Source organism: Mesorhizobium sp. 1B3, assembly GCF_050958605.1.
Classification (GTDB): Bacteria; Pseudomonadota; Alphaproteobacteria; order Rhizobiales; family Rhizobiaceae.
Genome location: NZ_JBJHDO010000013.1, coordinates 87,792 through 103,409 on the forward strand (window position 1 = coordinate 87,792; position 15,618 = coordinate 103,409).

A 15,618-nucleotide genomic window follows, 5' to 3' on the forward strand; every position below is an offset into this window, starting at 1 on the left:
CGGCAGGACAGTGAGGGGCAACTTGCGACCGGTCAATGGTCAATGCCGTTGGTATTACACAGTGATCAAGTCGCTCATCAGGCCTGACGCCACCGACAGCCTCGATACAGTCAGATCGCCCCCTTCCGTCAGCGCCTGCAGCCTTTCTCGCGTACGCGCGACCCGCTGGCCGCCGGCGTCGAGCCATGCCGCCACCGGGTCGGCGGCTTCGCGGTAGGCTGAGAGCGCCGACACGGCGATGCCTCGCCTTGCCGCGTCGATCGTATCCTGGGCGCGCGCCAGCGCCAGCCCGTCATAATAATCGGAGGGCTGGAGACCGCGGGCTGCATCCTCGATGCGGACGATGCGCAAGGCATCGCTCGCCGCGAAGAATGCCTTGGCCGACACGGTGAGGTCGGCGCCGCTCGAGCGCGACACCTGGACGATGTCGGGGAGAAGCTCGGCGACGGTGAGCGCGGCGAGTTGCTCGGCAAGGCGTTGCGGTGCTCCGGCCTTGGCGAAATCCTGCCGACGCTCCTCGAGCCTCTCGCGCATGAAAGCGGGCAGGAGGTCACCGATCGCCGGTTCGAGCAGCTTGCGTGCGTCACGAAGCTCCGCGATGCGTTCGTCAAGCAAGGCGTCGCCATGGTCGTTCTTCAGGAGCCATGCCGTCGCTCCCCAGGTCAGCTTGCCGGCCGTCTCGTAGAAGGCGAGCTGAGCCTGGCCGTCGACCTTGTTGTCGAGTGCGTCGATGTCGCGATAGACGCCGGCGAGGCCGAAGCCGTCGCGCACGATCGCGAAGGCCCGCACCACCTCGGCTGGCCCGCGCCCCGTCAGATCCTGGAGCCGGTTGACGAAGGTCGGGCCTCCGCGGTTGACGAGGTCGTTGACCACGACGCGCGCGATGATTTCCCGGCGCAGCCTGTGGCCACGGATGTCGTCGGCGAATTTCCCGGCCATGCGATCCGGGAAGTAGCCGAGCAGATCCCGTTCGAAATGCGGATCGTCGGGCAGGCTGCTTTCGGCAATGTCGGAGAACAGCACGATCTTGGCATAAGCCAGGAGCACGCCGATCTCGGCCCGGGTGAGCGGTTCGCCGCGGGTCTCGCGCTCGGCGAGGGCGGCCGACGAGGGGAGATGCTCCACGGCACGGTCGAGCAGGCCACGCGTTTCCAGCGCCGTCATGAAGCGCGCCTGGTGGGGAAGCTCGGCAAGCCCCCGCTTTTGCACGAGCGAGATGGCGAGCGTCTGCTGATAATTGTTGTCGAGCACCAGTCCGGCGACCTCGCCGGTCATCTCGGCCAGCAGCTTGTTGCGGGCCGGACGGGTAAGCGCCCCCCGGCGCATTGCCGAGGCCAGCGCGATCTTGATGTTGACCTCGACGTCGGAGGAATTGACGCCGCCCGAATTGTCGATGGCATCGGAGTTGCAGGCTCCGCCCCTCAATCCGAATTCGATGCGCGCACGCTGGGTGACCCCGAGATTGGCGCCCTCGCCGATGACCTTGGCGCCGACCTCGGCGGCCGTGACGCGGATTGCGTCATTGGCGCGGTCGCCCACCTCGACATTCGTTTCCGAGGAGGCCCGGACATAGGTGCCGATGCCGCCGAACCAGAGCAGGTCCACCGGCGCCTTGAGAATGGCGCGCACGATCTCGACGGGTGTCGCCGTCGTCTTGTCGAGGCCGATGGCTGCCGCCGCGGTCGCGGACAGCGTGACCGATTTCTGCGAGCGCGACACGACGATGCCCCCGGCCGAGAGCTTGGACTTGTCATAGTCCTGCCAGCTCGAGCGGGGCAGTTCGAAGAGACGCTTGCGCTCGGCGAACGAGACCGCCGCATCCGGATCCGGATCGATGAAGATGTCGCGATGATCGAAGGCGGCGATCAGCCGGGTCTGCTCGGAGAGCAGCATGCCGTTGCCGAACACGTCGCCGGACATGTCGCCGACGCCGACCACCGTGAAGGGCGTGGCCTGGATGTCACGGTTCATCTCGCGGAAATGGCGCTTGACCGCTTCCCAGGCGCCGCGCGCGGTGATGCCCATCTTCTTGTGGTCGTAACCGGCAGAGCCGCCGCTGGCAAAGGCGTCGTCGAGCCAGAAGCCGTGACGCTCGCTGATCGCGTTGGCCGTGTCGGAAAAGGTCGCCGTGCCCTTGTCTGCGGCCACGACGAAATACGGATCGTCATTGTCGTGGCGGCGTACGCCCGCCGGCGGAACGACCATGTCGGCCTCGAGATTGTCGGTGATCGAAAGCAGGCTCGACACGAAGTTCACATAGGCCCGCTTGCCGGCTTCGAAGACGGCGTCGCGGGTGCCGCCCGCGGGCAGTTGCTTTGGAAAGAAGCCACCCTTGGCGCCGACGGGGACGATGACGGCATTCTTGACCTGCTGCGCCTTGACCAGGCCGAGCACTTCCGTGCGGTAGTCCTGGGCCCGGTCGGACCAGCGCAGGCCGCCACGCGCCACAGGACCAAAACGCAGATGCACGCCTTCCACCTCGGGGCCGTAGACGAAGATCTCGCGCCACGGCCGCGGCTCGGGCAGGCCGGAGATCGCATGGGGATCGAACTTGATCGCCAGCGATACGCTCTCGCCGCTCGTGCCGGGGGCAAAATAGTTGGTGCGCAGCGAGGCTTCGATCAGGTTGAGATAGCGACGCAAGATGGTGTCGTCGTCGATGCTGGGCACGGCATCGAGCTCGTCCTTGACCTTGGCGACGAGATGCCGGGCCGTCACCTCTCCGTTCGCCGCCTCAGGGTCGAAGCGGGTCACGAAGAGCTGATAGAGGCCGCGCGCGATGGCCGGGTAGCGGTTGAGCGCGGCGGCGATGAAATCCTGGCTTTGCGGGATGCCTGCCTGCTGCAGATAGCGGCCATAGGCGCGCAGCACCGTGATCTCCGCAGAGCGCAGGCCGGCGGTCTGGGCAAGCGCATTGTAGCCGTCATTGTCGGCAATGCCCCGCCAGACCGAGAGGAAGAGGTCTTCGAACAGCTCGCCGTCGTCCGCGAGGTCGATCGGGCCGCCAAAGGCGTTCTCCAACTCCATGTCGTGCACGAAGACCGTGTCGCGATCGGTCTCGCCCACCTCGAAGGTGCGTTCGCTGATCACACGGAAACCGGCGTTCTCCAGCATGGGCACGCGCCGGGACAGCGCGACAGGCGCACCGAAATGATAGATCTTCAGCGCTGCCTGCTCCGGCGTCCTGCCGTTGCGATAGAAGTCTATCGCAATGGGGCTTTCCGCGCTGAGCTCGGCGATCCGTCCGGCGTCGGCAAGCGCCACGGCCGGCGAGAAGGAGTTACGATAGCTGTCCGGGAAACGCCTGGCGATATCGGTCAGCCCGCCCTCGACGCCGCTGTCGGCGGCGGCTTCGCGCAGCGCATCCTCCCAGGTCCGCACGATGTCGCGGATGCCGGCCTCGAGCTCGGCTTGCTCAACCCGCGGCGTGCGTCCGCGCGATCGCCCGATGATGAAGTGTATGCGCGCGAGTGTCCCTTCGGGGAAGGCCGGGTAGAAGGCGGACAGGCGCCCGTCGAAACGCTCCTTCAGGAAGGCCGCGATCTTCTCCCGCACGATCGAATCGTAGCGGTCGCGCGGCACGAAGACGAGCACGGAGACAAAACGGTCGAACTGGTCGACACGCACCAGCGCCCTGACGCGCGGCCGCTCTCCCAGCGCCAGGATCGCCATGGCGTGCTTGCGCAATTTCGGTACGGGAACCTGAAAGAACTCGTCGCGCGGATAGGATTCCAGCACGTTCGTCAACGCCTTGCCGGAATGGTCGTTGGGATCGAAGCCCGATTTGGCGATGATCGCCTGCGCCTTGGAACGCAGGTAGGGGATCTTCATGACCGAGCGGGTATAGGCGGTCGAGGTGAACAGGCCGACGATTCGCAACTCGCCCGACAGCTTGCCCTTCTTGTCGTAGGTCTTGACGCCGACATAATCGAGATAGGCGCGGCGATGGACCACCGACTTGGCGTTCGCCTTGGTGATGATCAGCGGGTCGGGTCCATGCAGGAATGCCCGGATTTCCGGCGTCGTCGTCACCGCCTCGCCGCCGCGCCGCAGCACCAGCACGTCGGGGTCGGCCAGAATGCCGAGACCCGGGCTGTCGGCGCGCTCGAGCATGCCGCTCTTTTCTCCGCCGGAATATTTGAATTCGCGCATGCCGAGGAAGGTGAAATTGTCGTCGCGCAGCCATTCGAGAAAGGCGATCGCTTCGGCCACGTCGTCCTTGTCGAGGGGCACGGAACCGTAGCGGAACTCCGAGATGGCATGGTCGAGCCGGGCGAGCATGGGTTTCCAGTCGGTGAAGGCGGCGCGCACCTGGCCCAGGATCTTGTCGAGGCGGGCGCTAAGACCGGCCGCCTGCTGGTCGGAAAGCTGGCCGACATGGACATGGACGACGCTGATACGATCGGCGCCGGCATCGGCCTTGACGTGGCCCGCTTCGTCGAGGATCTCGCTCACCCCCTCGCGGCCGTGCTTCACGAGAAGTACCGGATGCACGACGAATGCCGGCTCGCCGGCGCTGTCGGTGATCTCGCCGAGCAGCGAATCGAACAGGAAGGGCATGTTGTCGTTGACGACGGTGATCACCGTCATCGGGCGGCCTTCCCGCCGCACTTGCCTGCCATTGTCGATGGCAACGACGCTCGAGCCCTTGCGGTGTTTGGAGACCGCGTCCCAGGCGAGTGCGGCGGCTTTCTCCAACTCCGCGGACTCATAGGCGGCGACGTCCTCGGCCGCGGCCCGGTCGAGAAGGAAGGCGGCCAGCCTCGCCGCGCCGCTGCGCTTCTCGCCGGCGGGCGCCGATTTCGACGCGCTCTTCACTTTCTGGCTGACGACCATGGCGTTTCCCTCTCGCCGCATGCGTGTTTCCAGCGTCTACCCTGCGGGCTCGACGCATCAGGCTATCGTATCAGACGGCCACCTTTTGACGACCGCCTTCATCCCTCCCTTTCACGCGAAAATGTAGCCAAGCGGTGAACGGAAGATGACGATGGCGCCTGTCGTCGGAAAAGAAAAGGGCGGCACGAAGGCCGCCCTTTCCGTCTAATCGATTAGCTGTCTTCCGACCGTTATTCGCGGTTGCCCAGGAACTGCAGCAGGAAGGTGAACAGGTTGATGAAGTCGAGGTAGAGGGTCAGCGCGCCCATGATGGCCTTGCGCCCGGCGACCAGCACATCGTCGCCCTCGAAATACATCTCCTTGATCTTCTGCGTGTCGTAGGCGGTGAGGCCCGAGAAGACCAGCACGCCGATCGCCGAGATAGCGAACTGCAGAGCCGACGACTGCAGGAAGAGGTTCACCAGCATCGCGATGATGATGCCGAACACGCCCATGATCAGGAACGAGCCCATGGCCGTCAGGTCGCGACGCGTCGTGTAGCCGTAGAGCGACAGCGCGCCGAAGGCGGCGGCGGTCACGAAGAAGGTCTGCACGATGCTCTGGCTGGTGAAGACCAGGAAGATCGACGACAGCGAGAGACCGACGAGGGCGGCGTAGACCCAGAAGGTGGTCTGGGCGGCGGAAACACTCATCGTGTGGACCCTGAAGGACAGGAAGAACACGACGGCGAGCGGGGCAAGCATGACGACCCAACGCAGCGGCGACCCGTAGATGGTGGCGCCGAATGCGGTCAGCATCTTGCCGTTGCCGAGCGTGGCGACGGCCGTGGCGGGATCATTGGTGGTGGCCAGCATGATCGTGCCGAACGCGGCGACGCCGGTGATGACGAGGCCAAGCGCCATAAGGTTGTAAACCTTGAGCATGTAGGCGCGCAGGCCTTCGTCGATAGACGCGTCGACGCGGCTGCCGGCCGCGACGCGGGTCTGGTAGTTACGAAGGTCAGCCATGTTTTCCTCTGTTGCTACTGTCCCGTCGGGTGTCGGGCTTGTCGGCGCCCAGGCGCCGCTGGCGGGACTCCAGCATGCCTGCGCGAAATATGATGCTTCTTTCGGGCGAGAACAAGGCCCGTTACGAAGCGCAAACGACCGTTACCGCACAATAACCTACATTTTTCATACGTCCAGAGGGTATGGCGGCCGGGTGGTGATGGCTGCGCGGGTGGTCTCGGCGGTCAGTGGTCGCGCGCTCAACCTGCCAGCAACAGCGCCTCGGCACGCCCGCGCGTGGCCGCGTCGAGTTCGATGGACGTTCGAGCGACGAGATCGAACCGCACCGTCACAGCCCGATTGATCGCATGGACCGCGCCGTCGAGGCTCCCGGACATGATCTGCTCGAGGGTGATCGAGCTGCGCCCCACCTTTACAATATGGGAGCGGACGGTGACGAGGGCGCCTGCTTTCACCTCGTGCTTGTATTCGGTCTCCGAGCGGACATCGACCCACCCCTTGGTCTTGTCTTCGGCGCCTTCCAGCCCGGCTAGGTGGCCTACGAGCTGGAAGTTCGCATCGTCGAAGATGCTGGCGTAGTAGCGCACGTTCATATGGCCCATCACGTCGCACATCCAGGGATGGACGACGCCAACGAAGGTGGTGAGCGGTGATGTCATGGGATCTCCTCTCCTGGCTCGTGCCGGCTGGAGTAGCGAAGACCGTTCGTCTTGTCATGACGGGATTTCGGTCGACGGACAGTTCTCGCCCTTCGCATCCGGCCTGATCATGGTCTAGGGTCGGGTTCGACAAATGTCCCGCGGCGACTGGTGGCGAACGGCGGGAACCCTCGGGGGAAAAGACCGATGCTCGGCAAGGCGGGATCTGTTCTGTTGATCGTGCTGTGCCAGATCTCCGCGATGACGTTGTGGTTTTCCGCCACGGCTGCCGCGACCGGCCTGGTGGAGGCTGGCCGGCTTTCGGACCAGCAGGCCGGGCTGCTGACCGGCGCCGTTCAACTCGGCTTCGTGGCGGGAACGATAGCAAGCGCCTTGCTCGGCCTCGCCGACAGGCTCGATCCCCGCCGGCTCTTCTGTGTCGCCGCACTGATCGGCGCCGGGGCCAACCTCCTGCTTCTTCGTTTCGGCTTCGACAATTGGGGCACCGTCGCGCTTCGTTTCGTAACCGGGGCGGTCCTTGCCGGGGTTTATCCCGTCGGTATGAAGATGGCCGCCGGATGGGCGGAGCGGGCCGTCGGCCTGATGATCGGAACGCTTGTCGGCGCGCTGACGCTCGGCTCGGCCTTGCCCCATCTCTTCAACGCCTGGAGTGGCCTGGATTGGCGGACGACGATCCTGGCCTCGTCCGGGTGCGCCGCCGCGGCCGGCGTCGCGATCCTGGCCGTCGGGCTCGGGCCGAAGCACCGGCCGAGCCAGCGCTTCGTTTTCGCTCACGCCTTCCAGGAGTTCCGCAGCCGTCCGCTGCTTCTGGCCAATGCCGGCTATCTCGGCCACATGTGGGAGCTCTACGCCATGTGGGCCTGGATCGGCGTCTTCCTGACCTGGGGCTTCTCTCAGGCCGGCGCTCCCATGACAGCGAGTGTCGGCGTGCTGACCTTCTTCGTCATCGCCGCCGGCGCGGTCGGGTCGGTGGTCGCGGGCCTGCTTGCCGATCGCTTGGGCCGAACCACGGTGACGATGCTCTGCATGGCGGTGAGCGGATCCTGTGCTGCCACGATCGGCCTCGTGCCGGCGCTCGGCGCACCCATCCTCGTCGGGGTGGCGATCCTCTGGGGCCTGACGATCGTGGCCGATTCCGCGCAGTTCTCGGCTGCCATCACGGAACTGTCGGCGCCTCAGATGGTCGGGACCATGCTGACCATTCAGACCTGCCTCGGCTTTCTGCTCACCTTCTTCACCATACAGGCCATGCCCCTTGTCATCGACCTGCTGAGCTGGCGTTTCGCCTTCGCCGTTCTGGCCATCGGGCCCGCGCTCGGGGTTTTGGCCATGTGGCGGCTGCGATACCAGCCCGAAGCGGTCCGCATTGCCGGCGGGAAACGCTGAGGGCTACAGATTGCGGAGCACCGGAGCCGCCTTGTGGCCAAGCACCCGCCAGGTGCCGACGAGACCGATGCCGATGGTGAGGGCGAGAGCGATCGCCACGGTCGCGGCGGCGACCTCCGGCAGGAAGGTTGACGGCAGCGTCATGATGCGGGCGACGACGAACCATGCCGCAAGCCCGCCGGCGAGAAGCGCGAAGATGGCGGTCGCCAGTCCGATCAGGGCATATTCCAGCGAAAAAGCCGTGATCAGCGTGCGTCGCGTGGCGCCGAGGGTCTTCAGCACCACAGCGTCGTGGATGCGCGCGCGGTTGCCGGCGGCGAGCGCGCCCGCGAGCACCAGCACGGAGGCGACCAAGGCGACCGCCGCCGCCGCGCGGATCGCGGTCCCGAGCTGCGCCACAAGCTGGTTCACTACGTCGAGCGCATCCTTGACGCGCACGGTCGTGACGGCGGGGAAGGCTCGCGTCACGGCGTTGAGAATCCGGGCTTCCTCGGCAGCCGAGGTGTCCTTCGATGTGAGCGTCGCCAGCCAGGAATGCGGCGCGCCGGCGAAGGTGTTGGGCGAGAACACCATGACGAAATTGATCCCCATCGATTCCCATTCGACCTGCCGGAAATTGGCGATGCGCGCCGTCACGTTACGGCCGAGCACGTTGACGGTGACGGTGTCGCCGATTTTCAGCCCGATCGCCTTGCCTTCCTCGGCCGAGAAGGAGACGAGCGGCTCGCCGGCATAATCCTGCGGCCACCACGCGCCTTCCGTCAGGCGCGCATTGTCCGGGATATCGGCCTCATAGGTGAGACCTCGGTCGCCGCGCAGCACCCAGGCCCCCTCCGCCGGCACGCTCATCTTCTGGACGTCGGTGCCGTTGATCGCCATCACCCTGCCACGCAGCATGGGCACGCGCTCCAGCACTCCCTCCGGAGCCTGGCGCTCCATGAGTTGCGTGAAATTCTCGACTTCCGCTGCCTGGATATCGACGAAGAAGAAATTCGGCGCCCTTTCGGGCAGGCTGCCCGCGATCTGGCGTCTCAGATTGCCGTCGATAAGGGCCAGCGTCACCAGCAAGGTGAGGCCGAGGCCGAGAGACAGCACGACCGAAGGCGTGAGCGCACCCGGCCGGTGGATATTGCCAATGGCAAGCCGAAGCGCGGTGGAGCGGACGCGTGGGCTTTTCCTCGCGATCCACTGCACCGCGACGCCGACATAACGCAGCACGACGAAGGCGAAGATGGCTGCGCCGACGAAAATGGTGGCGATGCGCCTGTCATCGGAAAACCAGATGGCGAAAAGGGCAAGCAGGGCCGCGATGCCGACCGCTCCGGCGACATAGGGCCAGCGCGGCCAGCCGCTGCCCTCGAATCCCAACTCGCGGAACAGGGCAGTGGCCGGCACGTCGCGCGCACGGCCGAGCGGCAGGAGCGCGAAGGCGAGCGTGACCATGACGCCGAAAAGGGCGGCGACACCGAGCGCGCCGGGATAGACGGAAGCTTCGGCGGGCAGGGGCAGGATGGAGGCAAGTGCCGCGCCGGCCGCGAAAGGCATCAGCGCGCCGAGCACGAGGCCGGCTGCGATGCCGAGCGCGGCGATGGTCATGATCTGCACGAGATAGACGGTGAAGACGAAACCGCCGGAGGCGCCGAGGCTCTTGAAGGTGGCGATCACGCCGCGCTTGCCGTCGAGATAGGCGCGGACCGCATTGGCCACGCCTACCCCGCCAACCACCAGCGCCGTGAGCCCGACGAGGGTAAGGAATTGGGAGAATCGCTCGATATTGGCGGAAAGCGCGGGAGCGGCGTTGCTGCGCGTGCGGATCGACCAGCCGGCTTCCGGAAACCGGGCCTTGGCCTGCTCGCGGATCCCCACCATGTCGGCCTCGCTCGAGCCGGCGGGAAGGCGCAGCTTGTAGGCGTGCTCCACGAGGCTGCCCGGCTGGATCAGGCCCGACGCACGCAGGCCTTCGAGGGAAACGAGCAGCCGCGGGGCAAAGCCGAAGCCGTCGGAAAGCGCGTCGGGCTCGGTGATCAGCTTGGCACGGAGCTCGAATGTGGCGTTGCCGAGCTTGATGCGGGTGCCCGGCGCGACGCCCAACCGCTCGAACAGCAGGTCGGGCGCCGCGGCGCCGAAGACGCCGTCTTTCTGCTCGAAGAGTTCTGCCAGCGGCAGAGCGGGCTGGGTCACCAGTTCGCCATAGAGCGGGTAGGCGTCGTCGACCGCCTTCGCCTCGACGAGAGCCTGGTCGGCGCCGTTCTCCAGCCGCGCCATCGAACGCATGGAGGCGCTCGTCGCCAGCGCCCCGAACTCGCTGAGGAAGGCGAGTTCGGCAGCACTCGCTTCGCGCTGGGCGAGTTCGAAACGCATGTCCCCGCCGAGCAGCGTCTGGCCTTCGTCGGCGACCCCGGCCGTGATTGCCCGAGCGACCGAATTGACCCCACCAATCGCCGCGACGCCGAGCGCGATGCAGGTGAGAAAGATCATGAAGCCCGACAGGCCGCCCCGCATCTCGCGCAGGGCAAACCGGATGGCCAGCTTGAGGTTGCGAGGCGCGCCGCCCCTGGCAACCGAGGTCGACGGGAAGGCAGCCGGCGCTGGTGATCGGGCGTCCACTTAAAATCTCCGCGCAGAAGAAATGGCGGGTGCGTCCTTCGAGGCTCGCTTCGCTCGCACCTCAGGATGAGGACTACAACATTCACACTTCTGGAAATGTCTTCCCTCATCGCTTGGCAGTTCCCCCTCTCCGTCTCGGCTTCGCCGAGCCACCTCTCCCCCACTTCGTAGGGAAGAGGAAAGGCGTCGAGCATGCGGCCGGCGGTTCCTCTCCCTCACCAAGGTGGGGGAGAGGTGGCTCGGCGAAGCCGAGACGGAGAGGGGGAACTGTCGTACGCTCCGTGCTCGACTGCAAAGATCGGCCGCCAGGCGACCGCGCCGGAAATAATCGCTACAGCGCCAACCGCCCTCATACCGCGTTGCGAGCGAAGCGAGCCTCGACGGACGCACGGACTATGCAACCTCTATTGAGGCGACCTCGGCAGAAGCCAAGGTGGCGCCTTCGATCCGCCCCGAGCGCATCGCCACCTGGCGCGAGCAGCGCGCGGCCAAGGCGGGGTCATGCGTGACCAGGAGAAGCGTCATGTCGCGCTCGGCGGCCTTGGCGAAGAGCAGGTCGGCGATCTGACGGCCGGTCGTCTGATCCAGATTGCCGGTCGGCTCGTCGGCGATCAGGATGCGCGGCTCCGGCGCCAGGGCGCGGGCGATCGCCACGCGCTGCTGCTCGCCGCCTGACAATTCGCCGGGATAGTGGGTGACGCGGTCGCTCAGCCCCACGGCGGCGAGCTCGCGCTCCGCGACCGCGAAGGGATCGGGATGGCCGGCAAGCTCCAAGGGAACCGCGACGTTCTCCAGCGCCGTCATGTTCGGGATGAGGTGGAAGGATTGGAACACGATGCCGACGTTGCGGCCCCGGAACGAAGCGATCTGGTCCTCGGTCCGGCCGTTCAGCAGCTGCCCGGCGATACGCACCGTGCCGGAGTCGACCCGTTCCAGGCCGGCCACGACCATCAGCAGGGTCGACTTGCCCGAACCCGACGGGCCGACGATCCCCGTCGCCTCCCCAGCCATCACGTCGAGGCTCACGCCCTTCAGCACATGGACGGAGGATGCTCCTTCGCCCAGGGTGAGCGACACGTCCCGCAGTTCGATGACGGCTTCTGTCACGGCTGAATCATCCTATATGGAGAAGGCAGGGCAGTTTTCGTCATATGGGTTGCGGATCATGGCTTTCAAACGGATCGGGCGGGCTTTCATCGCAACACTTCTCGTCCTCCTGGCCAGCATTGCCGCCGCCCCCGCGGAACCGTTTCGAATCGTCGGCTTCGGTGACAGCCTCATGGCCGGTTTCGGCCTCGGCCCAGGCGAAGCTTTTCCGGAAAAGCTGGAGGCTGCGCTACGCAAGAAAGGTCACGATGTCGTGATCGCCAATGCCGGCGTTTCCGGCGATACGACCAGCGGTGGCCTGTCCAGGCTCGACTGGTCGGTTCCGGACGGAACGCAACTGGTTATCCTGGAACTCGGCGCCAACGACATGCTGCGCGGCATCCCACCCGAGATCACGGAAAAAAACCTCGACACCATGATCACGCGGCTCAAGCAGCGCGGCATCTCCGTGTTGCTCGCCGGCATGGTTGCCGCGCCCAATCTCGGGTCGGACTTCGCCGATTCGTTCAATGCGATCTATCCGCGACTGGCGGAAAAGCACGGCATCGCGCTTTATCCTTTCTTTCTCGATGGTGTCGCCGCCGACCGTGCTTTCCTGCTGGAGGATGGGATACATCCCAACGCGATCGGCATCGACCGCATGGTGGAGAAGATGCTGCCAGCTGTGGAAAAAGCCATTGCTGCGGAGGCGGCGCGTTGAGACGATAGGACATGCGCAACCGATCTGGACAGATAAGCGATTGGATTGCTACAGCATTTCGGCTTCGTGCCCGTTCCCTCCGTGCCACCCACAGGCCTGTCACAAATCCGGACTATTCCCAGGGCAGGATCACAGCGTCACCAGAGTCTGGGCAGGGGACCTGCGCGTACAAAGAGCTTGCCCAGGCAGCCAATCGGTGATTCGCTTCCATCGTCAGTTCGAATCGGGGAGGTAGCCATGCCGCGACTTTTCACCGCCCTCGAGATCCCACGCGATGCCGCCTTGTCGCTTTCCCTCCTGCGCGGGGGATTGCCGGGAGCCCGCTGGGTCGATGTCGAGAACTACCATCTCACCCTGCGCTTCATCGGGGATGTCGAAGGCCACGTCGCCGACGAGGTGGCCAATGCCCTGGACCGTGTCCGGCGTCCTGGTTTTTCGTTGACGCTCTCCGGCGTCGGCGCCTTCGGCAAAAAGCCGCACGCGGTGTGGGCGGGTGTTGCCGCTTCTCCCAACCTCCACGCCCTGCAGGCCGATATCGAACGGATCTGCCAGCGGCTCGGCCTGCCCGCCGATCCCCGCAAGTTCTCGCCTCATGTGACGCTGGCCCGCCTCAAGAACGCCAATCCGGCCGCTGTCGCGCATTATCTGTCGGCGCGCGGCAACTTCGCCGCCATGCCGTTCCGCGTCAACCGCTTCGTGCTGATGTCGTCGCGCGATTCGGTCGGCGGGGGGCCTTACATCGTCGAGGAGGCATGGCCGCTCGTCGGCACCGATTCGCGCCATGCCGCCTTTCCGGCCAGCGCTTCCGACGCCTCCCGAATCATGCGGTAGACGTCGGCGAATCCTTCCGGTCCGCCATAATAGGGGTCCGGCACGTCAACGATTTGACCGGCCGCGAAGTCGAGAAAGAGATGGATGCGGGGCTGCACCTCCCTAGGTGCAACCCTGCGCAGATCGTCCACGTTCGAACGATCCATTCCGAGGATGAGATCGAATTCGGCGAAGTCCCGCGGGCACACCTTGCGCGCCTGCTGGCCGGAAATGTCGACGCCATGGCGCGCCGCGATCGCGATCGAGCGCGGGTCGGGCGCCGACCCGGCGTGCCACCCGCCGGTGCCGGCCGAATCGATCCTGAAGCGGGAGGCCTCGCCCCGCGCCTCGACGACGGCGCGGAACACGCCCTCGGCCAAGGGCGAACGGCAGATGTTTCCGAGGCAGACGAACAGAATGGAAACAGGGATTTCGTTCATGGCCGATCCCCGTAACACGCACCGCGCGAGAACGAAATCGTCCCGCTTGCGGGGAGGGGCGGTGGTTCCCACATAACAAACCAGGTTTCGGAACGGAAGAAGCCGAGGTTTGCGGACCTTGGAAAGGAACGACGGTGACGACGACGATCGACCATGACGAAGCGAGCGTGCGCAGGGATTTCTGGCGCACGGCCAAGAAGGCGGCGCGCCAGGTGCCGTTCATGGAGGATGTCGTGGCGGCTTATTACTGCGCCCTCGACAAGCAGACGCCGCTGCGTGCCAAAGGCATCCTGCTTGCCGCTCTGGGCTATTTCGTTCTTCCCGCAGACGCCATTCCCGATGTCATGCTCGGTCTCGGCTTCACCGATGATATCGCCGTCCTGACAGCTGCCATCTCCACGGTACGAACGCATCTCAAGCCGGGGCACAAGGCTGCGGCGCGCGAGGCGCTTGCCGGTCGCTGAGCGTCTTGTCCATCGGCTTGGCCAGCCAAACTCTCGCCGTTTTCGTAGTCTTCAACGACGGGCAAGGGACGGTTCATGCGGAAAGCCTCGCACGGGGCGGACGGCGACGACGGTGGTGGTGTCTGGGTATCGGTTCGTGGTTTTTGCCCCGCGATTCATCTTTTGGTAACTCAGATTAAATCAAAATGAAGCAATCGGGCTTGGCTTGGGGGGCCGGGCCGCTCGCCTGCACCACGCCAAAGACAGGGGTTGATACGGACGACAATGCGCGGACTGATTTCCATTCTCTCAGGCTTGGCTCTGATCGCGGCAAGCGCGCCGGCGCTGGCCCAATCGGCCACCAAGATCAAGCAGCACGATGCCTGGGGCACCTATTCCTACCAGGCCGGCAACGGTAAGGTTTGCTATGTGCTTACCGTCCCCACCGACAAGCAGCCGACCAATCTCGATCACGGCGACATCTTCTTCTTCGTCAGTCAGAAGCCCGGACAGAACATTTCCTACGAGCCGCAGTTCATTGCGTCCTACAATTTCCAGGAAGATTCCAAGGTCCAAGTGTCGGTCGGCAATAAGAGCTTCTCCATGTTCACGCGCGGCAAGTCCGCCTGGATGGAGAACGCGGCCGAGGAGCCGGCTCTCATCGCCGCCATGAAGGGCGGTGCCGATATGAAGGTCGCCGCCAAGTCGGGACGGGGCAATCCGACCAACTACACCTTCTCGCTGAAGGGTATCACGGCCGCCCTGCAGTCGATCGCCACCTGCAAGTAGCGAGCGGCGGACATACATAAGATGAGATGTGGGGGCCGGCCGAAACGTCCGGCCTTTGCGTTTCGGAGTATGGGCAATGTCCTTGACGCCCACCACGATCGGTTTCGACGCCGACGACACGCTCTGGCAGAACGAGCAGTTCTATCGGCTCACCGAGGATCGCTTCGCCGAGCTGGTCGCCGATCACGCCGAGGGAAGCGACCTCAAGGGCAGGCTGCTCGACGTCGAGCGGCGTAACCTGAAGCTATACGGCTTCGGGATCAAGGGCTTCATGCTCTCGATGGTCGAGACAGCGATCGAGGTGACCGGGGGCAAGGTGCCCACCACCGTCATCGAGAAAATCCTCGCCGCCGGACGCGAGATGCTCGCCCATCCCATCGAGATCCTGCCGCATGTCGAGGAGACGCTGGACCGCCTCGCCGGGACCTATCGCATGGTGCTGATCACCAAGGGCGATCTCTTCGACCAGGAACGCAAGCTCGCCGGTTCCGGACTCGCGAAGCTCTTCCAGGCGGTCGAGATCGTCAGCGAGAAGAACGTCGAGACCTACAGGCGCATCTTCGATCGTCATGGCGACGGTCCGGACCGCGCCGTGATGGTCGGCAATTCGTTGAAGTCCGACATCGTGCCGGCCCTCGAGGCAGGCGGCTGGGGCGTTTACATTCCTCACGACCTGACCTGGGTGTTCGAGCATGTCGAACCCCCTGTCGACGCACCCCGCTTTCGCCAAGTCGCGCATCTCGGCGAACTGCCCGAGTTGATGAGCGGGTTGGCGTAGTACCTCGTCAGCCCCGAGACCATCCACCACACGTGACGCGGCGCGCCATGCGTGAT

At 65.2% G+C, this 15,618-nt stretch carries 12 protein-coding genes; 6 read left to right on the forward strand and 6 right to left on the reverse strand.

Translation table 11 applies throughout. The features are described from left to right. Window positions 1-54 precede the first annotated feature (54 nt). The 3 genes from ACCO56_RS27360 to ACCO56_RS27370 all read right to left on the reverse strand — a co-directional run bounded on the left by ACCO56_RS27360 (window position 55) and on the right by ACCO56_RS27370 (window position 6,502). Window positions 55-4,857 (reverse strand): NAD-glutamate dehydrogenase, encoded by a 4,803-nt coding sequence (locus ACCO56_RS27360; RefSeq protein WP_433644079.1) that lies wholly within the window; start codon window positions 4,855-4,857, stop codon window positions 55-57. A gap of 209 nt (window positions 4,858-5,066) precedes the next feature. After that, window positions 5,067-5,843: a Bax inhibitor-1/YccA family protein gene (locus ACCO56_RS27365; RefSeq protein ID WP_433644080.1), complete on the reverse strand. Its 777-nt coding sequence runs from the start codon at window positions 5,841-5,843 to the stop codon at window positions 5,067-5,069. 239 nt (window positions 5,844-6,082) lie between these two features. Further along, window positions 6,083-6,502, reverse strand: a complete 420-nt coding sequence (locus ACCO56_RS27370) for an acyl-CoA thioesterase (protein ID WP_433644081.1) — start codon at window positions 6,500-6,502, stop codon at window positions 6,083-6,085. 186 nt (window positions 6,503-6,688) lie between these two features. Between ACCO56_RS27370 and ACCO56_RS27375 the strand changes: the two genes are divergently transcribed. Beyond that, a complete protein-coding gene (locus ACCO56_RS27375; RefSeq protein ID WP_433644082.1) occupies window positions 6,689-7,888 on the forward strand; it encodes an MFS transporter in 1,200 nt (399 codons plus the stop codon). A gap of 3 nt (window positions 7,889-7,891) precedes the next feature. Here ACCO56_RS27375 and ACCO56_RS27380 read toward each other — a convergent pair whose 3' ends face one another. Next, window positions 7,892-10,390, reverse strand: a complete 2,499-nt coding sequence (locus tag ACCO56_RS27380; RefSeq protein WP_433644165.1) for an ABC transporter permease — start codon at window positions 10,388-10,390, stop codon at window positions 7,892-7,894. Between the two features lie 498 nt (window positions 10,391-10,888). Next, window positions 10,889-11,602, reverse strand: coding sequence for an ABC transporter ATP-binding protein (locus ACCO56_RS27385; RefSeq protein WP_433644083.1), 714 nt, complete (start codon window positions 11,600-11,602; stop codon window positions 10,889-10,891). A gap of 58 nt (window positions 11,603-11,660) precedes the next feature. Here ACCO56_RS27385 and ACCO56_RS27390 point away from each other — a divergent pair, with 58 nt between their 5' ends. Together ACCO56_RS27390 and thpR are read left to right on the forward strand one after the other, a co-directional pair. Beyond that, window positions 11,661-12,302: an arylesterase gene (locus ACCO56_RS27390; protein ID WP_433644084.1), complete on the forward strand. Its 642-nt coding sequence runs from the start codon at window positions 11,661-11,663 to the stop codon at window positions 12,300-12,302. A 237-nt stretch (window positions 12,303-12,539) separates the two neighbouring features. After that, window positions 12,540-13,133 (forward strand): RNA 2',3'-cyclic phosphodiesterase, encoded by a 594-nt coding sequence (gene thpR / locus ACCO56_RS27395; protein ID WP_433644085.1) that lies wholly within the window; start codon window positions 12,540-12,542, stop codon window positions 13,131-13,133. Here thpR and ACCO56_RS27400 read toward each other — a convergent pair. Next, entirely contained in the window at window positions 13,037-13,552 is a 516-nt protein-coding gene (locus ACCO56_RS27400; protein ID WP_433644086.1) for a low molecular weight protein-tyrosine-phosphatase, read from the reverse strand. The two genes, thpR and ACCO56_RS27400, sit on opposite strands and share 97 nt — an antisense overlap. A gap of 134 nt (window positions 13,553-13,686) precedes the next feature. Here ACCO56_RS27400 and ACCO56_RS27405 point away from each other — a divergent pair, with 134 nt between their 5' ends. The 3 genes from ACCO56_RS27405 (at window position 13,687) to ACCO56_RS27415 (ending at window position 15,562) form a co-directional block, all read left to right on the forward strand. Next, entirely contained in the window at window positions 13,687-14,016 is a 330-nt protein-coding gene (locus tag ACCO56_RS27405; RefSeq protein WP_433644087.1) for a YkvA family protein, read from the forward strand. A 264-nt stretch (window positions 14,017-14,280) separates the two neighbouring features. Beyond that, on the forward strand, window positions 14,281-14,784 hold the full coding sequence (locus ACCO56_RS27410) for an invasion associated locus B family protein (RefSeq protein WP_433644088.1): 504 nt from the start codon (window positions 14,281-14,283) through the stop codon (window positions 14,782-14,784). A gap of 76 nt (window positions 14,785-14,860) precedes the next feature. After that, the gene (locus ACCO56_RS27415; protein ID WP_433644089.1) at window positions 14,861-15,562 is read left to right on the forward strand and encodes an HAD family hydrolase; all 702 of its coding nucleotides are present in this window, start codon (window positions 14,861-14,863) and stop codon (window positions 15,560-15,562) included. The last annotated feature ends 56 nt before the right edge of the window (window positions 15,563-15,618 follow it).